Source organism: Mycobacterium shottsii (assembly GCF_010728525.1).
In the GTDB taxonomy this organism is placed as follows: Bacteria; Actinomycetota; Actinomycetes; order Mycobacteriales; family Mycobacteriaceae; genus Mycobacterium; species Mycobacterium marinum.
In genome coordinates this window covers 4440578-4462327 of the sequence record NZ_AP022572.1, presented here as the reverse complement: position 1 = coordinate 4462327, position 21750 = coordinate 4440578, and the positions used below count along the sequence as shown (strand labels likewise).

Sequence of the window (21750 nt, the reverse complement as noted above, 5' to 3'; positions counted from 1 at the left end):
GTAACGTTCTGGCAATCGGGAATTGCGTGATGTCAGAACTCGATCGACCTGTCCATCCGGGTCGCCCGCTAACCGGCATCGGACTTGCGTGAGGGGATTTAGCGATGTCTTTCGTGTCGGTAACTCAGGAGGCACTGGCCGCGGCTGCGTCGGATGTTGGGGTGATCGGGTCGAGCCTGCAGGCGGCCAATATGTCGGTGGCGGCCCCGACGGCCGGGGTGTTGGCAGCGGGTGCTGATGAGGTGTCGGTGGCGATGGCGGCGTTGTTTTCCGGTCATGGCCAGGCTTATCAGACGCTCAGCGCTCAGGCGAATGCGTTTCATGCCCAGTTTTTGCAGGCGTTGACCAATGCGGGGGGGCGCGTATGCGGCCGCGGAGGTGGTCAACGTATCGCCGTTGCAGGGTGTTGAGCAGGGTGTGTTGGGGGCGGTCAATGCGCCCACGCAAGCGTTGTTGGGGCGCCCATTGATCGGTGATGGGACGGCGGGAACCGCGGCCAGCCCTAATGGTGGGGCTGGGGGGTTGTTGTACGGCAATGGTGGCGCCGGCTACAGCTACACCAGCGGCGCCACCGCTGCGGCAGGTGGTAACGGGGGCGCGGCGGGGCTGATCGGCAATGGCGGGGCGGGAGGCAGTGGCTTGGCCGGAGGGGCTGGGGGTGCCGGGGGCAACGGTGGATGGCTCTACGGCAACGGTGGGGCCGGCGGGCTAGGCGGGGCCGCCGCTGGGACTTACTACACGGCGGGCGGGGTTGGTGGTGCGGGTGGCAACGCTGGGCTGTGGGGTGACGGCGGAGCCGGCGGCGATGGCGGCGATACCTGGCGTCCCGGTTTCTTCACGGTGGGGTCTGTGGAGGGGGCCGGTGGTAACGGCGGACATGGTGGGCTGCTTTTCGGCAATGGCGGCGGCGGTGGTGACGCCGGGCTGAATAATCAGATTTTCGGCGCTAAAGGCACTCCGAATGGCGCTGCCGGAGGGTACGGGGGAAACGCCGGGTTGTGGGGCAATGGCGGGGCCGGCGGCCACGGTGGTACCGCTACCGCACCAGTTGGGGACGGCGGGGTCGGCGGAAATGGCTGGGCTGGCGGAAACGGCGGGTTGTTCTACGGCGACGGTGGGGCCGGTGGGGCCGGCGGTACCGGGGGAGGGCTCTTGCAAGGCTCCGGCATTCCCGGTGTCGGTGGGAACGGAGGGGCCGGCGGTACCAGTGGGCTGATCGGTAGCGGTGGGGCCGGTGGGGTCGGCGGTACCGGAGGCGCAAATCACGCCAGCACCAACAGCATCGGTGGTGTGGGTGGGGCCGGCGGAACCGGAGGCGCGGCGAAACTGTTCGGGAGTGGTGGCAGTGGTGGGACCGGTGGCGTCGGAGGTATAGGTAACACCATCGGCGGTACGGGCGGGGTTGGTGGCGGCGGCGGGGCAGCCGGGTTGATCGGCGATGGCGGGGCCGGCGGGGCGGGCGGCAACGGAGGGGACGGTACTGGCGCTGGCGGCTTGGGCGGCAACGGTGCCAGCGCCGATTGGATCGGTAACGGCGGGTCCGGCGGCGCCGGCGGGTCCGGCGGACTCGGTGCACATGCCGGGGCCGGCGGGAATGGCGGGTCGTTGTACGGCAATGGCGGGTCCGGAGGGGCTGGCGGAACCGGCGCTAGCGGTGCCGGCGGCAACGGTGGTGGCGGCGGAGCAGCTGTGATGATTGGTGATGGCGGGGCCGGCGGCGACGGTGGGGACGGCAGCGCGGCTGGCGGGCTGGGCGGCGACGGTGGCAACGCCGATTGGCTCGGTAACGGCGGGGCCGGCGGAACCGGCGGGTTCGGCCTACCGCCAGCGACCGGCGGTTTCGGCGGGCGAGGCGGTCGACTATTCGGCTCGCCCGGCGCCCAGGGCTGACGTGCGCTGATGTGCCTGTCGGCGCCTTGCCGGTGCTGATTACGCCCCCGCCGCCGTCTGCTGGTCGGTTTGTGATGTGGCCCAGTCGCTTGTTTATCGGGGTGTCGTGCGCCTCAGTAGGTAGCCCTCAGAAACCGGCGTGAGCGCGATTGTCGGCCCCGCCCCGCCGGGTTGCGGCCGATCACGAGCCGTTCGTCGCGGTGCTTGACCTAGGCTCGGGCTCCGGCGGTCGGGAACGGCGGGTTCAGATGTCCGCTGTGAGCTGGGCTGTCACTGCGGGTCAACCCAGAGTTGGGCAGCCGGCGCGGTGCCGTGTGGGTACGGCACCGCGTCGTTACCGGGCGCGACTGGGTAGGGTGTCATGGCCGGTCATGGCCGACCGGTTTCTCCCGGTGTCGGCCGTCGGACGGAGGTGGTGAGCGAGGTGGAGTCGGTGTTGCGCCCCAGCGCCGGCCCAGGTGTGCCGCTGGCTGAGCTGGCAGTTCAAGTCGGAGCGGTGCTCGCCGATGGCCCACATCGAGCCGCGGCCGTCCCGGACACGCTGATCACGGGCATGACGCTGCGCGCTCAGGCGGTGCAGCCAGGCGATCTGTTCGCGGCGCTGGCAGGATCTGCCACCCACGGGGCACGCCATGCCGCCGACGCGATCGAGCGCGGTGCCGTCGCGGTGCTCACCGACCCTGCCGGGGTGACGGCGATATCCGCGCTGGGTTGTGTGCCCGGCACCGTGCCGGTACTCGTCCATCCCGCGCCCCGCGGCGTACTGGGTGAGGCCGCCGCGCTGGTGTACGGACACCCGTCCGACCGGCTGACCGTTGTCGGTATCACCGGAACGTCGGGTAAGACCACCACGACCTATCTGGTGGAGGCTGGTTTGCGGGCCGCCGGGCGGGTCGCCGGCCTGATCGGCACCATCGGCATCCGCATCGATGGCGCCGACATACCCAGCACCCTGACCACCCCCGAAGCGCCCGCCCTGCAGGCAATGCTGGCGGCGATGGTCGAACGCGGGGTGGACACGGTGGTGATGGAGGTGTCCAGCCACGCGCTGACCCTGGGCCGGGTGGATGGCATCCGGTTCGCGGTCGGCGGCTTCACCAATCTGTCGCGCGATCATCTCGATTTTCACCCCACGATGGCTGACTACTTCGAAGCCAAGGCATTGCTGTTCGATCCTGCCTCGGCGCTGCGTGGCCACAGCGTGGTCGTCTGCATTGATGACGAGGCCGGTCGTGCGATGGCCGATAGAGCCGGTGCCGCCATCACCGTCAGCGCCACAGGTCAGCCGGCCCACTGGCGCGCAACCGATGTGGCCCCGGTGGGGGCCGGAGGGCAAGAATTCACCGCGCTCGATCCTGCCGGCGTGGGGCATCGGGTGCGCATTGGGTTGCCCGGACACTACAACGTGGCCAATTGCCTACTGGCGCTGGCGATTCTGGATGCTATCGGGGTCTCGCCGGAGCAGGCTGCGCCAGGGTTGCGGGAAACCCGGGTGCCTGGGCGCCTGGAACAGGTGGACCGCGGTCAGGACTTCCTGGCGCTGGTGGACTACGCGCACAAACCCGGCGCGCTGCGGGAGGTGCTGAGCACCCTGCGGGATCCGCAGCGCCGGCTGGCGGTGGTCTTCGGGGCAGGCGGTGATCGTGACCCTGGCAAGCGTGGACCGATGGGGCGCATCGCCGCGGAGCTCGCCGATTTGGTCGTTGTGACCGATGACAATCCTCGTGGTGAGGATCCCGGGGCAATTCGACGCACGATTGTGGCCGGGGCAGCCGAAAGCGGCGGGGCGGCGCAGGTGGTTGAGATTGCCGACCGAGGTGAGGCGATTGGCTACGCGGTCGACTGGGCGCGCACCGGTGACGTGGTGCTGATTGCGGGTAAAGGGCATGAAACCGGGCAGCGTGGCGGCGCAGAAGTGCGTCCGTTCGACGACCGGGTGGAACTGGCCCGAGCCTTAGAGGCGCTGGAGTCCTGCACATGATCGACTACACCGTCGCCGAGATCGCCGAGATTGTCGGGGGGACGCTGGTCGACATCTCGCCGCAAGAGGCTGAGCAACGGCGGGTCACCGGGACCGTTGAGTTCGATTCGCGGGCGGTCGGCCCGGGCGGATTGTTTCTGGCCCTGCCCGGCGCGCGTGCCGACGGACACGATCACGCGGCGTCGGCGGTCGCGGCCGGTGCCGTCGCCGTGCTCGCAGCCCGCCCCGTCGGGGTCCCGGCGATCGTGGTTTCACCCGAGCCGGACGTGACCGCCGACGCGTTGACCGGGGTGCTCGAGCACGACGCCGACGGGTCGGGTGCGGCCGTGCTGGCCGCCCTGGCCAAGTTGGCCAAGGCGGTGGCCGCGGAGCTGGTGGCCGGCGGACTGACCATCATCGGGATCACCGGGTCGTCGGGCAAGACATCGACCAAGGATCTGGTGGCCGCGGTGCTCAAACCTTTGGGCGAGGTCGTCGCACCACCCGGGTCCTTCAACAACGAACTCGGGCATCCCTGGACCGTGCTGCGTGCCACCCGCAGCACCGACTACCTGATTCTGGAGATGTCGGCACGCCATCCCGGAAATATCGCCGCGCTGGCACAGGTGGCACCACCGGCTATTGGGGTGGTGCTCAACGTCGGCACCGCACACCTGGGGGAGTTCGGTTCTCTCGAGATCATTGCCCAAACCAAATCTGAGCTGCCGCAAGCCGTCCCGGCATCCGGGGTGGTCATCCTCAACGCGGATGACCCGGCTGTGGCGGCCATGGCCGAGGTGACTGCCGCCCGGGTGGTTCGGGTGGGTAGAGCCACCGCCACCGGAGCCAGCTGGCCCGGTCCCGGTGATGTCTGGGCGGGACCGGTCTCGCTGGATCGGCTGGCCCGGCCGCAGTTCACCATGCACGCCGGTGACGCCGCGGCCCAGGTACGACTCGGGGTGTACGGAGACCACCAGGTCTCCAACGCGTTGTGCGCCGGCGCGGTGGCCCTCGAATGCGGCGCGAGCGTGTCGCAGGTGGCGGCCGCACTCGCCGAGGCGGGGCCCGTGTCGCGGCACCGGATGCAGGTGAGCACCCGGCCGGACGGGGTGACGGTGATCGATGACGCCTACAACGCCAACCCGGATTCCATGCGCGCCGGGCTGCAGGCGCTGGCGTGGATCGCCCGCGGTGAGGCGGAGTCGACCACCGCGAGTCAGCCCGGTGTCCGGCCTCAAAGTCGGCGCAGTTGGGCAGTGCTGGGCGAGATGGCCGAGCTCGGCGCGGACGCGATAACCGAGCACGATCACATCGGCAGGCTCGCCGTGCGCTTAGATGTGTCTCGACTCGTTGTCGTGGGAACTGGGAGGTCGATGAGCGCCATGTACCACGGAGCGGTCATGGAGGGTTCGTGGGGCACGGAGGCGGTCAGCGTCCCAGACCGCGACGCTGCCCTGGCATTGTTGCGCGCGGAGATCCAACCCGGAGATGTCGTCCTGATCAAGGCCTCGAACTCGGCCGGCCTGGGTGAGCTGGCCGACGCGCTGGCTTGCGCAGCCGCAGGCTGTCAAGACCGCGGGAGTGCGCACTCATGAGACAGATCATGATCGCCGTCGCCATCGCGGTGGCGGTTTCCATCCTGCTGACACCGGCCTTGATCCGGCTGTTCACCAAGCAGGGATTTGGTCACCAGATCCGTGAGGACGGCCCACCGAGCCACCACAGCAAACGCGGAACACCATCGATGGGTGGAGTCGCGATTCTGGCCGGCATCTGGGCGGGCTACTTCGGTACCCACCTCGCCGGCCTGGCTTTTGACGGCGAAGGAATCACCGCATCGGGTCTGCTGGTGCTGGGCCTGGCGACATCGCTGGGTGGCGTCGGATTCCTCGACGACTTGATCAAACTCCGCAGGTCGCGCAACCTGGGGCTGAACAAGACGGCCAAGACGGTGGGGCAGATCACCTCCGCCGTGCTGTTCGCGGTGCTGGTGTTGCAGTTCCGCAATCCGGCCGGCCTGGCGCCGGCCAGCGCCGAACTGTCCTATGTGCGCGAGATCGCCACCGTCACCTTGACGCCGGCGTTGTTCGTGCTGTTCTGTGTGCTCGTTGTCAGCGCCTGGTCGAACGCGGTCAACTTCACCGACGGGCTCGATGGGCTGGCGGCCGGGTGCATGGCGATGGTCACCGGCGCCTACGTGTTGATCACCTTCTGGCAAGACCACAACGCCTGTGTCACGGCACCCGGGCTGGGCTGCTACAACGTGCGTGATCCGCTGGACCTGGCGCTCATTGCCGTGGCGACCGCTGGTGCCTGCATCGGCTTTCTGTGGTGGAATGCCGCTCCCGCCAAGATCTTCATGGGCGATACCGGATCCCTCGCGCTGGGCGGCATCATCGCCGGACTCTCGGTAACCAGCCGCACGGAGATCCTGGCGGTGGTGTTGGGGGCGCTGTTCGTCGCGGAAATCACCTCGGTGGTCCTGCAGATCCTGACCTTCCGCACCACCGGGCGCCGAGTATTCCGAATGGCGCCGTTCCACCATCACTTCGAGCTGGTCGGGTGGGCCGAAACCACGGTGATCATTCGTTTCTGGCTGCTCACCGCCATCACCTGTGGTCTGGGCGTGGCCCTGTTCTACGGTGAATGGCTGGCCGCGATCGGTGCCTGAGATGCTGGACCCGCTGGTGCCGGGCGCACCGGTGCTGGTCGCCGGCGCCCGGGTGACCGGCCGCGCGGTGCTGGCCGCACTGACCCGCTTCGGTGCGATACCAACGATGTGTGATGACGATCCGGCGATGCTGCGTCCCTTCGCCGAGAGCGGGGTCGCCACCGTGGACCCGTCGGTCGCCGTGCAGCAGCTGGCGCAGCCCGAAGCCAGCCCGGAATCAAGATATGCCCTGGTAGTTACCAGTCCCGGTTTCCAGCCGAGCACGCCCGTGCTGGCCGCGGCCGCGGCCGCCGGCGTGCCCATCTGGGGCGATGTGGAGCTGGCCTGGAGATTGGATGCCGCGGGCTGCTATGGACCGCCGCGCCACTGGCTGGTGGTGACCGGGACAAACGGCAAGACCACTACGACCTCGATGCTGCACGCCATGCTGGTGGCCGGCCAACACCGCAGCGTTCTGTGCGGAAACATCGGCAGCCCGGTGCTGGACGTGCTCGAGGAGCCCGCGGACCTGTTGGCCGTGGAGTTGTCGAGCTTCCAGTTGCATTGGGCGCCATCGCTGCGGCCCGAGGCCGGCGTGGTCCTCAACATCGCCGAAGATCACCTCGACTGGCACGGCACGATGGCGGCCTACACCGAAGCCAAGGCGCGGGTGCTTACCGGTCGGGTGGCGGTGGTGGGGCTCGACGACAGCCGCGCGGCCGCGCTGCGCGACACCGCGCCGGCCCCGGTACGCGTCGGCTTCCGAATCGGTGCGCCGGCGGTCGGGGAGTTGGGCCTGCGCGACGGCCATCTCGTCGACCGGGCCTTCTCCGACGATCTGGTGCTGTTGCCGGCCTCCTCTATCCCGGTGCCGGGACCGGTGGGAGTCCTCGACACCCTGGCCGCGGCCGCATTGGCTCGCACGGTGGGGGTGTCGGCCGATGCGATCGCCGACGCGGTCGCCTCGTTTCAGGTTGGCCGGCACCGCAGCGAAGTTGTGGAGGTCGTTGACGGCATCACCTACGTCGACGACTCCAAGGCCACCAACCCGCACGCTGCCGAGGCATCGGTACTGGCCTATCCACGGGTGGTGTGGGTGGCTGGCGGACTGCTCAAGGGCGCATCCGTGGACGCGGAGGTGGCCCGGATGGCGTCGCGGCTGGTCGGAGCGGTGCTCATCGGCCAAGATCGCGCAGAGGTTGCCGAGGCGTTATCACGACACGCGCCCGATGTCCCCGTTGTCCAGGTTGTGACAAGCGAGGATGCTGATATGGGTGAGGCGTGTGGTGCTTCTGTTACAAAAGTTGACGATGTTGGGGGTTCCCTCGGCGCTCGCGTGATGCGTGCCGCGGTGGCGGCGGCTCGCAATATGGCCAGGTCTGGCGACACGGTGCTGCTGGCACCGGCCGGCGCCTCATTTGACCAGTTCACCAGCTATGGCGATCGCGGCGACGCCTTCGCGGCGGCCGTGCGCGCCGCGGTCCGGTAGGCGGGAGTGGCCAGCGCGCTGACCCGGCTGTTACGCCGGGGCAAGACCGATACCGAGAATGCCGACCTGCAGGCCGACACGGACCCGGATTTAGCGGATTCGGCTGACTCCGCTGCCGAGCAGCCGGTAGCCGCTGACGCGAGCGCCAAGGCCGCAAAGGGGCAAACCAACTCCGAGGAGCGGGGTCCGCGCACCCGTTTCGGTGCTTGGCTGGGTCGGCCCATGACGTCGTTTCACCTGATCATCGCGGTTGCTGCATTGCTGACCACCCTCGGACTGATCATGGTGCTGTCGGCCTCGGGCGTGCGGTCCTATGACGACGACGGATCGGCATGGGTGATCTTCGGCAAGCAGGTCCTGTGGACGGGGGTAGGCCTGGTCGGTTGCTACGTCGGTCTGCGCATGTCGGTGAGCTTTTTGCGGCGCATCGCGTTCTCCGGCTTTGCCTTCACCATCGTGCTGTTGGTGCTGGTGCTGATCCCGGGAATCGGCAAGGAAGCCAACGGCTCTCGGGGATGGTTCGTGGTGGCCGGCTTCTCGATGCAGCCCTCTGAGCTGACCAAGATGGCATTCGCCGTCTGGGGTGCGCACCTGCTGGCGACCCGCCGCATGGAGCGGGCATCCCTGCGCGAGATGCTGATTCCGCTGGTCCCGGCAGCGGTGATCGCGCTGGCCCTGATCGTGGCTCAGCCCGACCTCGGGCAGACGGTATCGATGGGCATCATCTTGCTGGGCCTGCTGTGGTACGCGGGCTTGCCGCTGCGCGTTTTCATGAGCTCATTTGCGGCCGTTGTTGTCTCGGCGGGGGTGCTGGCGATGACCGCGGGTTATCGGTCGGACCGAGTGCGCTCCTGGCTCGACCCCGACAACGATCCCCAAGACTCGGGCTACCAGGCGCGGCAGGCGAAGTTTGCGCTGGCCCACGGCGGCATCTTCGGTGACGGTCTGGGCCAGGGCGTGGCCAAATGGAACTACCTGCCCAACGCCCACAACGACTTCATCTTCGCGATCATCGGCGAGGAGCTGGGCCTGGTCGGAGCGCTGGGACTGCTCGGCCTGTTCGGGCTGTTCGCCTATACCGGAATGCGGATAGCACGCCGCTCGGCCGATCCGTTTCTGCGGTTGTTGACCGCCACCGTGACGCTGTGGGTGTTGGGTCAGGCGTTCATCAACATCGGCTACGTGATCGGCCTGTTGCCGGTCACCGGGTTGCAGCTGCCGCTGATTTCGGCCGGCGGGACATCGACGGCCACCACCCTTGCGATGATCGGCATCATCGCCAACGCGGCACGACACGAGCCGGAGGCGGTTGCCGCGTTGCGGGCGGGCCGCGACGATAGAGTGAATCGGATACTGCGGCTCCCGCTACCCAAGCCGTATGCGCCAACTCGCCTCGAGGTGTTCCGCGACCGTAAGCGCGTGCAGCCACCAGCTGCCCGGCCACCGGCCAAGCAGGCGGAGGCGCGGAAGGCTCCCAAGGCGGCGACTCGGCTCGCCGAGGAGCCGCTGCGGCCAGCGTTGCCCCGCAGACCAGATCGGCCGGGCGCTCGGTCCGGGCAGCAGGGGGCTGGGCAGCGCTACGCCGGTCAGCGTCATAGTGGGCGGGTTCGTGCATTGGAAGGTCAGCGTTACGGGTGAATGACACGGTCAGGGAGCCGACTGGCGGGCTCGGGGTAAATCACGGTCCTGCGTTGTCGGTTGTGCTCGCCGGTGGCGGCACCGCCGGCCATGTGGAGCCCGCGATGGCCGTGGCCGATGCGCTCAGCGTCCTGGAACCGAATGTCAGAATCACCGCTTTGGGAACATCGCGCGGTCTGGAAACCAGGTTGGTGCCCGCGCGCGGTTATCACCTCGAGCTGATTACGCCAGTGCCGCTGCCGCGCAAACCCAGCGGCGACCTGGCCCGGCTTCCACCCCGGGTGTGGCGAGCGGTCCGGGAGACCAGGGCGGTGCTCGACTTGGTCGATGCCGACGTCGTCATCGGATTCGGTGGCTACGTCGCGCTGCCCGCTTACCTGGCCGCCCGCGGCATCCCCGGGTTACGGCGCCGGATCCCGGTCGTGATTCATGAAGCCAACGCCAGGGCAGGGCTGGCCAACCGGGTCGGTCTACGGACCGCGGACCGGGTGTTCTCGGCGGTCCCGGATTCGGGGCTACGGGGTGCCGAGGTAGTCGGAGTGCCGGTCCGGGCAGCGATCACCGCCCTTGACCGCATGGCTCTGCGACGCATGGCTCTGCGAGCGGAAGCGCGGGCTCACTTCGGCTTCGCCGACGACGCCCGGGTGTTGCTGGTGTTCGGCGGATCGCAGGGCGCGGTGTCACTCAACAAGGCGGTTTCTGCCGCTGCCGCCGAGCTGGCCGCGTCGGGTGTTTCGGTGCTGCACGCGCACGGGCCAAAAAACGTCCTAGAGCTCCTAGAGCCACGTACCCCCGGCCAAGATGACCCGCCTTACGTCGCGGTGCCCTATCTGGACCGGATGGACCTCGCCTACGCCGCTGCTGACCTGGTGATATGCCGTTCCGGTGCGATGACGGTAGCCGAGGTATCGGCCGTCGGACTGCCGGCGATCTACGTTCCGCTGCCGATCGGCAACGGCGAGCAGCGGCTCAATGCGCTCCCGGTGGTCAACGCCGGCGGCGGCATGGTGGTTGCCGATGCCGATCTCACGCCGGCGCTGGTAGCTCGCGAAGTGACCGGCCTGCTCACCGACCCGCCGCGACTGGCGGCGATGACGGCGGCCGCCGCGCAGGTCGGACACCGCGACGCGGCGGCGCAGGTGGCTCAGGCGGCATTGGACATCGCGCGTCTGGCTCCGTCACGGCGACGAGCTGTCGGAGGGCGACGATGACCGCCGAGCAATTGCCGCCCGAACTGCAACGGGTGCACATGGTCGGCATCGGGGGAGCGGGATTGTCGGGCATCGCCCGCATCCTGCTCGACCGCGGTGGTTTGGTGTCGGGCTCTGACGCCAAGGAATCGCGGGGTGTGCACGCGTTGCGGGCACGCGGCGCGCTGATCCGGATCGGGCACGACGCGTCCGCACTGGACTTGCTGCCGGGTGGTGTTACGTCGGTCATCACCACCCACGCCGCCATCCCCAAGACCAATCCGGAGCTGGTCGAGGCCCGCCGCCGCGGCGTGCCGGTAATGCTGCGACCGGTTGTGTTGGCCAAGCTGATGGACGGGCGCACCACCGTGATGGTGACCGGCACACACGGCAAGACCACCACGACCTCGATGGTCATCGTTGCGTTGCAGCATTGTGGCCGCGACCCCTCCTTCGCGGTGGGCGGTGAACTCGGTGAGGCCGGCACCAACGCCCACCACGGCAGCGGCGACTACTTTGTCGCCGAAGCCGACGAAAGTGACGGCTCGCTGTTGGAATACACCCCCCACGTCGCCGTGGTGACCAACATCGAGGCCGATCACCTGGACTTCTATGGCAGCACCGAGGCTTATGTCGGGGTGTTCGACGCTTTCGTGGAGCGACTCGCCCCCGGCGGAGCGCTGGTGGTCTGTGCCGTTGACCCGGGCTCGGCGGCGCTGGCCGAACGCTCCGCCGAGCTGGGCATTCGGGTGCTGCGCTACGGATCGGCCGGACATGCCGGGGCCGCGTTGGCCGCGACGTTGGTGTCGTGGGAACAGCGGGGCACCGGAGCGGTTGCGCAGATCCAGCTGGCAGGCGAGGCGGACCCACGCTCGATGCGGCTTTCGGTGCCCGGGCGGCACATGGCGCTCAATGCCCTGGGTGCCCTGCTAGCAGCGATCGAGGTCGGCGCCCCGGTCGGCGAGGTGCTCGACGGCCTGGCCGGTTTCGAGGGGGTGCGTCGGCGATTCGAACTGGTCGGGACGGCGGAGTCGGTGCGGGTTTTCGACGACTACGCGCACCATCCGACCGAGGTCAGGGCGACCCTGGGCGCGGTCCGCTCGGTGGTTCGCCAAAGTGGCAGTGGTCGTCTACTGGTGGTATTTCAGCCACATCTATATTCCCGGACAAAGGCTTTCGCCGCCGAGTTCGGCAGCGCTCTGGATGCCGCTGACGAGGTGTTCGTGCTCGACGTCTACGCCGCGCGCGAGCAACCGCTGACTGGGATCAGCGGAGCCAGTGTCGCCGAGCATGTCACCGTGCCGGTCCGCTATCTGCGTGACTTTTCTGCGGTGGCGGAGGTGGTGGCCGCGGCCGCGGGACCGGGCGACGTCGTTGTCACCATGGGTGCCGGAGATGTCACCCTGCTCGGACCGGAGATCGTGGCCGCGCTGCGGATGCGAGCCGATCGCAGTGAACCCGGACGGCCAGGAGTGTTGCAGTGACCGAAGCTAGCGACGGCCGATCGACCGACGTGGTCGCCGACGACCTGGACGACGAGCGCGAACCGGCCACCGTACCGATCGCCATCGATTCTCAGGAGCCGCAGGAGGCCGCGGACCAAGCCGAGGATCAGGACGAATTCGAGGGACCACGCCGTCGCGCCCGTCGTGAACGCGCCGAACGCCGTGCCGCCGAGGCTCGCGCGATCGCGATCGAGGAGGCTCGCCGCGACGCCAAGCGGCGCGCTCGCGGCCACGTCGCCAAGGAACCTCAGCCGGTCGCTCGTGGCGTCGTTCGCGGCTTGAAAATGCTGCTGGCCACCGTGGCGTTGGTGGTGGTGGGTGTGGGGTTGGGGCTGGTGCTCTACTTCACCCCGGCGATGTCTGCTCGCGATGTCGTAGTCACGGGGGTCGGCACGGTGACCCGCGAGGAAGTGCTCGGCGCGGCGAGTGTGCCGACCGGGACCCCGTTACTGCAGATCAACACCAAAGATGTCGCCGACCGAGTAGCGACGATCCGTCGGGTGGCCAGTGCGCGGGTGCAGCGCCAATACCCATCGGCGCTCCGGATCACCATTGTGGAGCGGGTGCCGCTGGTGGTGAAGGATTTCCCGGACGGCCCGCACCTGTTCGACCGCGAAGGGGTGGATTTTGCGACCGGTCCGCCGCCACCCGCGCTGCCCTACCTCGACGTCGATGATCCGGGTCCGACCGATGCCGCCACGCTGGCTGCGTTGGAGGTATTGACCGCGCTGCGTCCCGAGGTCGCCGGCCAAGTGGGCCGGATCGCTGCTCCGTCTGTGTCATCGATCACTCTGACGCTCGCCGACGGGCGAGTGGTGATCTGGGGGACCACCGATCGTGCCGAGGAGAAGGCGGAGAAGCTAGCGGCGTTATTGACGCAGCCAGGGCGGACCTACGACGTGTCCAGCCCCGATCTGCCGACCGTGAAGTAGTCCGCAACCCGCCGCGAGAGCCCGACCCGATTCGCATTCGGCGCCCGACCTGACGCCGCGCTCAGCGGTAGGGCACAAAAAAATGCGCATGACGCGTCGGCGCGCCTGCACGGCTAGTTCCCGTCGTACCCATACGGTTCTGGTTACGCGGAACTACTTGACATAACTCTAACTCTATGGTTGAGGTTGAGGGTTTTGCAAGCAGACACACCGCAGGAGAACTGAGCCCGTCAGGGAGGAAGACGAATGATGACCCCCCCGCATAACTACTTGGCTGTCATCAAGGTCGTTGGTATCGGTGGTGGCGGCGTCAACGCTGTCAACCGCATGATCGAACAGGGCCTCAAAGGCGTGGAGTTCATCGCGATCAACACCGACGCGCAGGCGTTGTTGATGAGCGATGCCGATGTCAAGCTCGACGTCGGCCGTGACTCGACCCGGGGACTCGGCGCCGGTGCCGACCCAGAGGTCGGACGCCGAGCCGCCGAAGACGCCAAGGATGAAATCGAGGAGCTGCTACGCGGCGCCGACATGGTGTTCGTCACCGCCGGCGAAGGTGGTGGCACCGGCACCGGCGGTGCGCCCGTGGTGGCCAGCATCGCGCGCAAGCTTGGTGCGTTGACCGTAGGCGTGGTGACCCGGCCGTTCTCCTTCGAGGGCAAGCGCCGTAGCAACCAGGCGGAGAACGGTATAGCGGCTTTGCGGGAAAGCTGCGACACCCTCATCGTGATCCCCAATGACCGGCTGCTGCAGATGGGGGACGCCGCCGTATCCCTGATGGACGCGTTCCGTAGCGCCGACGAGGTGCTGCTCAACGGTGTGCAGGGCATCACCGACCTGATCACCACGCCAGGCCTGATCAACGTCGACTTCGCCGACGTCAAGGGCATCATGTCTGGTGCCGGTACCGCACTGATGGGCATCGGGTCGGCCCGGGGCGATGGTCGATCACTCAAAGCCGCCGAAATTGCCATCAATTCGCCGCTGTTGGAAGCGTCGATGGAGGGCGCCCAGGGCGTGCTGATGTCGATTGCCGGTGGCAGCGACCTGGGCCTGTTCGAGATCAACGAGGCGGCGTCATTGGTACAGGATGCCGCCCACCCAGACGCCAACATCATCTTCGGAACCGTCATCGACGATTCGCTGGGCGACGAGGTGCGGGTGACCGTGATCGCAGCGGGCTTCGACGCCAGTGGACCGGGCCGCAAGCCCGTGGCGGGCGCGACCGGCGCCGCACCCGGGGAGACCGGGGGCGCGCATCGGATCGAGTCGGCCAAGGCGGGCAAGCTCAGCTCGACGTTGTTCGAGCCGGTCGACGCGGTCAGCGTGCCGCTGCATACCAATGGCGCGACGTTGAGCATTGGCGGCGATGACGACGACGTCGATGTGCCACCCTTCATGCGCCGTTGAGGGTCTCAATTTGCTTGCCAGAACGCGACAAACCGGCCGCGGCCGGACCGCGCCGCAGCCTGGTCGGCAGTCGAATCCGGATACTGGTGGGGTGAGCGTTCGAATCCGCCGGGTGACTACCACTCGGAAGGGCGGTGTGTCCAAGCCGCCGTTCGACTCCTTCAACCTCGGTGACCACGTCGGTGATGACCCGGCCTCCGTGGCGGCCAACCGAGCCCGGCTGGCCGCCACCATCGGTATGCCCACCGAACGAGTGGTGTGGATGAACCAGGTCCACGGTGACCGGGTTGAGGTGGTCGACGCGCCGCGCGACAACGCTTTCGATGACACCGACGCGTTGGTGACCAAGGTTCCCGGCCTGGCGTTGGCGGTGCTGACTGCGGACTGCGTGCCGGTGTTGATGGCCGACGCGCGGGCGGGCGTCACCGCGGCCGTCCATGCCGGCCGGGTGGGCGCACAGCGCGGCATCTTGGCGCGCACGGTGGAGGCCATGCAGGCGCTGGGCGCGCAGCCCGGCGACATTTCGGCATTCCTGGGTCCGGCGGCCAGCGGGCGCAACTACGAAGTTCCCGCGGCAATGGCCGACGAGGTCGAGGCGGCGTTGCCGGGCAGCCGGACCACCAGTGCCGCCGGGACGGCCGCGCTGGACCTGCGCGCCGGAATTGCCCGCCAGCTGGGGGACTTGGGTGTGAAGTCCATCGATGTCGACCCCCGTTGCACGGTGGCGGACCCGACCCTTTTCAGCCATCGACGCGGTGCGCCCACGGGGCGGCTGGCGTCGCTGGTGTGGATGGAATGACCGCGATGGTCGTGGACATTTCAGCGCAAGGGGAGCGTCAGTCGGAACTGACGCACGCGTTGGCGGTGGTGCGGTCGCGACTCGCCGCGGCCGCCGAGGCGGCGGGGCGCAAGGTCAGTGAAATCGAGCTGCTGCCGATTACCAAGTTCTTCCCGGCGACCGATGTTGCCATCTTGGCGCGACTGGGTTGCCGAGCCGTGGGGGAGTCGAGGGACCAGGAGGCTTCGGCAAAGGTCGCCGAGCTGGCACGGATGTTTTCCGCTCCCATGCGGTCGGGATCGCGGGGGATTCACTGGCACATGGTGGGCCAGATTCAGCGGAACAAGGTGCGTTCGCTAGCAAACTGGGCACACACCGCTCACTCGATCGACACCCCCCAACTGGTGACAGCGCTGGACCGAGCGATAACCACGGCGATAGCCGATCGTCGGCGCGGCAATCCGTTGCGCGTGTATATCCAAGTGAGCCTTGACGGCGACGTCTCCCGCGGCGGTGTCGACATGACCGACCCCGGTGCGGTGGAACGGATCTGCGCCCAGGTCAGCGATTCGCAGAGCCTCGAGCTGATCGGTTTGATGGGTGTTCCGCCCCGCGATTGGGACCAGGAAAAGGCCTTTGAGCGGCTGCAATCCGAACACAGTCGAGTGCTCGAGTCGTTCCCTACGGCGGTGCGACTTTCCGCCGGTATGTCCGATGACCTCGAGATCGCCGTGAAACATGGATCGACGTGTGTGCGTGTCGGTACCGCGCTATTGGGTTCGCGGCGGTTACGGTCACCGTGAAAAGTCACTGTAGTCACACCTTCATCACAGACAACAAATATCCCAGGGCTAGAAGGGGTCAGCGATGAGCACTCTGCACAAGGTCAAGGCCTACTTCGGTATGGCTTCGATGGAGGATTACGACGACGAGTATTACGACGACCGCGGGCCTTCCCGCGGCTATTCGCGTCCTCGATTCGAGGATGATTACGGTCGTTATGAAGGGCGCGATTACGAAGACCCGCGCCGCGATCCTCGTGCCGATATGCGCGCCGATTTGCGCGGCGAGCCGGCCGACTATCCACCGCCGGGCGGCTATCGGGGTGGATACCCCGATGAAGCGCGATTCCAGCCGCGCGAGTTCGACCGGGCCGATATGGCCCGGCCGCGCTTCGGGTCGTGGTTGCGCAACCCCACCCGCGGCTCGCTGGCGATGGACCCGCGCCGGATGGCGATGATGTTCGAGGAAGGTCATCCGTTGTCGAAGATCACCACACTGCGCCCCAAGGATTACAGCGAGGCACGCACCATCGGTGAGCGGTTCCGCGACGGCACGCCGGTGATCATGGACTTGGTGTCGATGGACAACGCCGACGCCAAGCGGCTGGTCGACTTCGCGGCCGGTTTGGCCTTCGCGCTGCGCGGATCGTTCGACAAGGTTGCCACCAAGGTCTTCCTGCTCTCGCCCGCAGACGTGGACGTAACCCCGGAGGAGCGTCGTCGGATCGCCGAAACCGGCTTCTACGCTTACCAATAGACAAATCTGCTGCTGTTCAGCCCGGCAGGTCGAAGCTCGGCCTGACGGGCTGTCCGCTCGTCGGGGCCGGCTGCGGTGAACCTATGCGATGTGTGCCGTTGGGCTGGTCGGTAGGCTTGCGCTTGCCGACCGCACGGGCGGCGTCCTCGTATCCGAATCGGTAAGGTCAGGCTCTCGTTGGTGCTGTTTTTCCAGATTCTCGGGTTTGCGCTGTTCATCTTCTGGCTGCTGCTCATCGCTCGGGTTGTCGTCGAGTTCATTCGTTCGTTCAGTCGTGACTGGCGCCCCACCGGTTTCACGGTGGTGATCCTCGAGATCATCATGTCGATCACCGATCCTCCGGTGAAGCTGCTGCGCCGGCTGATCCCGCAACTGACCATCGGCGCGGTGCGCTTCGATCTCTCCATCATGGTGCTGCTGCTGGTGGCCTTCATCGGGATGCAGCTGGCATTCGGTGCCGCCGCCTGAGTGGCCCCTGCCGCCATTTGGACATAGTTGAGAGACGGTTCGGCCACGATTTGGCGACAAGTTTGGCCGGCATGATTTTCAAATCTAAGGAATGTGATTTATTTGCCTGAGAGTTTGAAATTGGTCCTTATTTATTAGTCCAATCGGCAACCGCCGAGTCTGGTGTGACAGGATGGACGGCAGTTGCGCGACTGCTGCCAGTTCGTTCTACACTTTACTTTCCAGATCGTTTGACCGTCCAGGAACTTGAGGGGACAAACAATGCCGCTTACACCTGCCGACGTCCACAATGTGGCGTTCAGTAAGCCGCCTATCGGCAAGCGCGGGTACAACGAAGATGAGGTCGACGCCTTCCTTGACCTGGTGGAGAACGAGCTCACTCGACTGATCGAAGATAATTCGGATCTGCGTCAACGGATCGCCGAGCTGGACCAGGAGCTGGCCGCGGGTGCTGGCGGCGGGGCTGCTGTGACCGCTCAGCCCACCCAAGCCATGCCCGTGTACGAGCCGGAGCCCGAGCCGGCAAAGCCCGCTGGGCCTGTGGCCTCGGCCGCAACCAACGAGGAACAGGCCATGAAGGCGGCCCGGGTGCTGAGCCTGGCGCAAGACACCGCCGACCGCCTCACCAGCACAGCTAAGGCCGAATCGGACAAGATGCTGTCCGACGCCCGCGCCAACGCCGACCAAATCCTCAGCGAGGCCCGGCACACGGCCGAGACAACGGTCACCGAAGCCCGGCAGCGCGCCGATGGGATGCTAGCGGATGCGCAGGCCCGGTCGGAGAGCCAGTTGCGGCAGGCCCAGGAGAAGGCGGACGCCCTGCAGGCCGATGCGGAGCGCAAGCATTCCGAGATCATGGGCACCATCAACCAGCAGCGCACCGTGCTGGAAGGCCGCCTCGAGCAACTGCGGACATTCGAACGCGAATACCGGACTCGTCTCAAGACCTACCTGGAGTCCCAGCTCGAGGAGCTCGGTCAGCGCGGATCGGCCGCGCCGGTCGATTCGAGCGCGGACGCCGGCGGGTTCGAGCAATTCAACCGGGGCAACAACTAGCCGGGACACGGGCCGGGCTGGCCGGCTGGCGCGCAAACCCTGGTAGGTTTTGGCAGTCGCTGCCCGCCGGCCGGAGGATGACCGATGCTGATCATTGCCCTCGTTTTAGCCCTCATTGGGCTCGTTGCGCTGGTGTTCGCGGTGGTAACCAGCAATCAGCTGGTGGCGTGGGTGTGCATCGGCGCCAGTGCACTGGGTGTGGTTTTGCTGATCGTTGACGCCCTCAGGGAGCGTCAGCAACGTGAGGCGGCCAGCAAAGACCAGGATGAGGCCGAACAACCAGCCGATTCCGACGGCGAGGCCGACTACGTCGAATACCCTGACGATGGCGCCGAGGCGGAACCGGCCGCCGAAGATGTCGAAGAGGGCTCAGAGGACGTCGAGGGGCCAGAGGACGCAGAGGGCACAGACGTGGGCTCCGATACTGCGGAAGAATCGACGGTGTCCGCCGACGCTAAGCGTGACGACAGCGTCGAATAGTGCGCCATGCCGTGGCTCGAGTCCGATCTTGTTGGCTAGTGCGGCTATTGGCTCGGATTGAGCCTGTCCGACTATCTCGAGAAGCTGACGCTGTGATGCTCACCGCGAATGCTGAGATTTGTTGGGTTCCGTTGTCGCGAACCTGAACTGTGACACGGGTTGTGACCTGGCGAATCGGTACCCGATCGTCGTCCGTGCTGGGGTTGACTCACTCCGATGTCGGGGTGGTGGGCTAGGGGTCGAGTCGGGCGGGGGGCTACTCGGCACCCGGCGGCTTGGGCTCCGGTGTGCAGGCGTCGGTCCCACGCGGCGATGATCAGGCCTGGGGCGCCGACTGCCAACGCGCTGGCCAGATGGACAGCCTCGGCTCCGCGTAACGCATGGGCGTGGGCCAGGTGGCCGGCGTGGTGTTCAACCGTCGTGGTGAGTTCGACGGGGCGGGTGGCGGCCCAGAAGTCCTCCCAGTCACGCTCGGCTTCGGCGAGCTCGGATTCGGTTAGGTCGTGATTGCGGGCTGCTGCGGCGAGTGCGGCGCGGACTTCGGGGTAGGCCAGGCGGCCGGACAATGCGGCGTCGCAGCCGTCCCATGGCGCGGACGCCAGCGAACTCCCCGTCTCGGTGGTGAGAAGTTTGACGAAGGCGCTCGCGTCGAAGTAGACGAGTGGCACCGGTCAGCGCCGCTGGTCGCTGACGTGGTCGGACACCGGCCGCCGCGGTCGGGGGCCGGACCGTCCCGCAGCGACGGGGCGTCGCGCGGTGGCCTTGCCGATCACGCCTTCGGCCGTGAGTCGCTCCAAGATGCCTGCGCTGTCCAGTGCAGTGAGTCGCGCGACCGGAATCCCGCGGTCGGTGATGACGACCTCACCACCAGCCCGAACTCGATCGAGCGGAGGTGGGGTGGCAGCGGGCCGATTCGCCGATTCGTCCGCGGCCAAGACGCCGTCGCCCATATGTGCGCGATCATCGTCATCCTGATGAGGGGGCCCGCACTGCACACAACGTCGCCGCTGTAACCGCCGACCTCGACCAACTACCGGATCGTGTGCGCCGACTGTGCATCAGCACGGCATTCACACAGCCTGACAACGCCGCCCCGACGACCAGCGATAACCCCGATCGGGCAGGGTCCCCCCGGCATGCTTAAACCGGTGCGGGACCGATGAATTCGACGCCCGCACGAATCGCGGGGCTGTGCCTCAGGATCCGGAAATGCGCCAGCCGGCCGAGTCCCCGTGTCGTCATCAAACTCGCGCCTGGCCAGGAGGCAACAATCTTTTCGCTCGTCGCATATGGAGTCTCGGGGTCATCGGGATCGTGGATGAGCAGCATCGGCGGATAGTCGGTCTGGGCGGCCACCCGGACCATGTTGGTGTCCTCTAAAGGCATGCCGATACGGCGTTCAAGACGGCGCTGCAGGCCGGCGCGTATCCGTCGGCCGAAGCCGTGGCGCGCGGCGAAGAGATCCAGATAGATCGGGAACTCTCCCATTGGCGCGAGAAACACCAAACGCCCGACCGTCGTGCCCCACGCCGCCGCGAATACGGTCGCGTTGGCCCCGAGTGAGTGGGCGACGACAGCGCGGGCCGGCCCGTGCTCTCGGATGATCGCGGCAACCGCTTCGGTGCACTCGATGGCGGTGGTGCGACCCGGTGCCAGTGCGCCCGGATCGGACTCGTTATGGCTGGGCAGATCGAACGCGATGACGCGATGACCGGACTTGACGAGAGGTTTGATGAACATGCCGAGGTGCGGGCGACGCCCGCCCCAGCCGTGCACGAGATAGACCGGTGGCCCCTCGCCCCAGGCTTCCCCGACGATGCGATGCCCGTTCCAGTGGGCTTCCAGTGGCTGGCCGGGCGGAACGCCGGGCGGCATGCGCAAACTTGATTCCAGGACCGGCGGGGTGCACCACAGCTCGGTCGCCCACCGCGACCCCAATGCGGGGGCGAAGCGCTCCAGCAGCCAGAACGCCCGGCGGACTCGAGTGGCCACCGGCGGTTGGACACCGGAACCTTGCACGTCGAGAACGGTCGGGCTCGAAGAATCGCTGCCGATCTCGTCCGTGCTCTCCCGATTGATCATCTATCGCCTGCCTTTCAGATCGTCGACTCACGGCTGCAAAGCAGCTGAGCCGCCGCTGGTGGTGCAAGGTACCAAGGGCGTCCTGGCCTGGCAACGCGCCGGTGTTGTCGAGAGGGGAAGCATGTGTCTGTGTGGAACGCCGAGTTCCTCGGACAGTTCGGAGATGGACGGTGCGTTCGTTGGCCTCCTGCAAGGTGGCGATCCACTATAGGAAGAGGCACCCTTCCGCCATTGTCGTCGCGCTGGCCGAAGGATTACAGACCAGTTGCTGGCGGTTGGAGCATGCGTTACCGCGGCCGCAGTTCCGTTGGCTGACAATCGAAGAAACCTCTCGGAGTCCGCACTGGACCACACCTGGACGGGCCAGGTGGACACCAGCGATGGTGTCTTCATCACCGCCGAGGGCCGCTCAATGTGTCTGCGGCTAGGCGAGGCAGCGGGACTGATAATCCGAAGAGCCACCAAACCGTGGACAATGTCCCAAGACACCTGTGCACGATGTCCCGAGACATCACAGATGTGTCCGAGGGGGGACTTGAACCCCCACGCCCATTAGTAGGGCACTAGCACCTCAAGCTAGCGCGTCTGCCATTCCGCCACTCGGACAAACCAACCGCATCGGTCGGCAGCTAAGGCTATCGGATGGGTGCGGCTGGACCCAACTTGGCCGGACGTCGGCCCGT

The 21750-nt window shown here is 67.1% G+C and carries 16 protein-coding genes, 1 tRNA gene and 3 pseudogenes; 16 read left to right on the top strand and 4 right to left on the bottom strand.

Annotated features, from left to right (window positions below; translation table 11 throughout):
- Positions 1-104: 104 nt before the first annotated feature.
- The 16 genes and pseudogenes from G6N41_RS20595 (at position 105) to G6N41_RS20520 (ending at position 18985) form a co-directional block, all read left to right on the top strand.
- Positions 105-1890 (top strand): annotated as a pseudogene (locus G6N41_RS20595) (PE family protein).
- A gap of 361 nt (positions 1891-2251) precedes the next feature.
- Positions 2252-3871 carry a UDP-N-acetylmuramoyl-L-alanyl-D-glutamate--2,6-diaminopimelate ligase gene (locus tag G6N41_RS20590; protein WP_198965520.1) on the top strand — a complete coding sequence of 540 codons (1620 nt, stop codon included), beginning with the start codon at positions 2252-2254 and terminating at the stop codon, positions 3869-3871.
- Positions 3868-5445, top strand: a complete 1578-nt coding sequence (locus tag G6N41_RS20585) for a UDP-N-acetylmuramoyl-tripeptide--D-alanyl-D-alanine ligase (RefSeq protein ID WP_198965519.1) — start codon at positions 3868-3870, stop codon at positions 5443-5445. Before G6N41_RS20590 ends, G6N41_RS20585 begins: the two co-directional genes overlap by 4 nt.
- Positions 5442-6521 carry a phospho-N-acetylmuramoyl-pentapeptide-transferase gene (mraY, locus tag G6N41_RS20580; protein ID WP_198965518.1) on the top strand — a complete coding sequence of 360 codons (1080 nt, stop codon included), beginning with the start codon at positions 5442-5444 and terminating at the stop codon, positions 6519-6521. The genes G6N41_RS20585 and mraY overlap by 4 nt, the downstream gene beginning before the upstream one ends.
- A gap of 1 nt (position 6522) precedes the next feature.
- Positions 6523-7989, top strand: a complete 1467-nt coding sequence (gene murD / locus G6N41_RS20575; protein ID WP_198965517.1) for a UDP-N-acetylmuramoyl-L-alanine--D-glutamate ligase — start codon at positions 6523-6525, stop codon at positions 7987-7989.
- A gap of 6 nt (positions 7990-7995) precedes the next feature.
- Positions 7996-9627 (top strand): putative lipid II flippase FtsW, encoded by a 1632-nt coding sequence (ftsW, locus tag G6N41_RS20570; RefSeq protein WP_198965516.1) that lies wholly within the window; start codon positions 7996-7998, stop codon positions 9625-9627.
- Positions 9624-10838, top strand: coding sequence for an undecaprenyldiphospho-muramoylpentapeptide beta-N-acetylglucosaminyltransferase (murG, locus tag G6N41_RS20565; protein ID WP_198965515.1), 1215 nt, complete (start codon positions 9624-9626; stop codon positions 10836-10838). Before ftsW ends, murG begins: the two co-directional genes overlap by 4 nt.
- Positions 10835-12301 carry a UDP-N-acetylmuramate--L-alanine ligase gene (gene murC / locus G6N41_RS20560; RefSeq protein ID WP_198965514.1) on the top strand — a complete coding sequence of 489 codons (1467 nt, stop codon included), beginning with the start codon at positions 10835-10837 and terminating at the stop codon, positions 12299-12301. Before murG ends, murC begins: the two co-directional genes overlap by 4 nt.
- Positions 12298-13254, top strand: coding sequence for a cell division protein FtsQ/DivIB (locus G6N41_RS20555; protein WP_198965513.1), 957 nt, complete (start codon positions 12298-12300; stop codon positions 13252-13254). The genes murC and G6N41_RS20555 overlap by 4 nt, the downstream gene beginning before the upstream one ends.
- Before the next feature lie 249 nt (positions 13255-13503).
- A complete protein-coding gene (gene ftsZ, locus G6N41_RS20550) occupies positions 13504-14664 on the top strand; it encodes a cell division protein FtsZ (RefSeq protein ID WP_012394856.1) in 1161 nt (386 codons plus the stop codon).
- Positions 14665-14755: 91 nt separating this feature from the next.
- Positions 14756-15463 carry a peptidoglycan editing factor PgeF gene (pgeF, locus tag G6N41_RS20545; RefSeq protein ID WP_198965512.1) on the top strand — a complete coding sequence of 236 codons (708 nt, stop codon included), beginning with the start codon at positions 14756-14758 and terminating at the stop codon, positions 15461-15463.
- A complete protein-coding gene (locus G6N41_RS20540) occupies positions 15460-16245 on the top strand; it encodes a YggS family pyridoxal phosphate-dependent enzyme (protein WP_231609033.1) in 786 nt (261 codons plus the stop codon). Before pgeF ends, G6N41_RS20540 begins: the two co-directional genes overlap by 4 nt.
- A gap of 64 nt (positions 16246-16309) precedes the next feature.
- Positions 16310-16981: a cell division protein SepF gene (locus G6N41_RS20535; RefSeq protein ID WP_198965511.1), complete on the top strand. Its 672-nt coding sequence runs from the start codon at positions 16310-16312 to the stop codon at positions 16979-16981.
- 177 nt (positions 16982-17158) lie between these two features.
- Positions 17159-17449, top strand: a complete 291-nt coding sequence (locus G6N41_RS20530; protein WP_020725593.1) for a YggT family protein — start codon at positions 17159-17161, stop codon at positions 17447-17449.
- 261 nt (positions 17450-17710) lie between these two features.
- A complete protein-coding gene (wag31, locus tag G6N41_RS20525) occupies positions 17711-18505 on the top strand; it encodes a DivIVA-like cell division protein Wag31 (RefSeq protein ID WP_198965510.1) in 795 nt (264 codons plus the stop codon).
- A gap of 84 nt (positions 18506-18589) precedes the next feature.
- Positions 18590-18985, top strand: coding sequence for a hypothetical protein (locus G6N41_RS20520; protein ID WP_198965509.1), 396 nt, complete (start codon positions 18590-18592; stop codon positions 18983-18985).
- A 236-nt stretch (positions 18986-19221) separates the two neighbouring features.
- Here G6N41_RS20520 and G6N41_RS20515 read toward each other — a convergent pair.
- From G6N41_RS20515 to G6N41_RS20500, 4 genes and pseudogenes are all read right to left on the bottom strand, one after another.
- Positions 19222-19653 (bottom strand): annotated as a pseudogene (locus G6N41_RS20515) (type II toxin-antitoxin system VapC family toxin); the annotation flags it as partial.
- Positions 19654-19656: 3 nt separating this feature from the next.
- Positions 19657-19872, bottom strand: a pseudogene (locus tag G6N41_RS20510) (type II toxin-antitoxin system Phd/YefM family antitoxin); the annotation flags it as partial.
- Positions 19873-20125: 253 nt separating this feature from the next.
- Positions 20126-21067 carry an alpha/beta fold hydrolase gene (locus tag G6N41_RS20505; protein ID WP_198965508.1) on the bottom strand — a complete coding sequence of 314 codons (942 nt, stop codon included), beginning with the start codon at positions 21065-21067 and terminating at the stop codon, positions 20126-20128.
- A 520-nt stretch (positions 21068-21587) separates the two neighbouring features.
- Positions 21588-21673 (bottom strand) — tRNA-Leu (locus G6N41_RS20500).
- Positions 21674-21750: the final 77 nt, after the last annotated feature.